Raw genomic sequence first — 262 nt, 5'->3', positions numbered from 1 at the left:
CGGCACGCCAGCGGGCCTGGTCTCCGGTCCGATACATCCTAGTTCCCGGCGGTCCGTATGGATCTGCAACGAAGCGCTCCGCCGTTAAATCAGGGCGATGGAAATAACCTCTGGCCAAGCCGGTGCCTGCAATATAAAGCTCTCCGACAACGCCCGGCGGCACCGGCTGCAATCCATTATCAAGCACATACACCTGCGTGTTCCAAATCGGTTTCCCAATCGGAGGAACGCCCTGCAACCCTTCTTCAAGAAAAGCTGCGGC

At 58.4% G+C, this 262-nt stretch carries 1 protein-coding gene; it reads right to left on the bottom strand.

Features of this window, described 5'->3' with window-relative positions; genetic code table 11:
- Positions 1 to 262 (bottom strand): AMP-binding protein (locus SB660_RS21515; protein ID WP_410584441.1); only part of this gene is annotated, 262 nt, incomplete at both ends.

Origin of the sequence: Bacillus sp. SIMBA_005 (assembly GCF_046535585.1) — a bacterium.
In the GTDB taxonomy this organism is placed as follows: Bacteria; Bacillota; Bacilli; order Bacillales; family Bacillaceae; genus Bacillus; species Bacillus pumilus.
The sequence above is the reverse complement of the archived record's forward strand: the minus strand, read 5'-3'. Positions and strand labels throughout refer to the sequence as shown.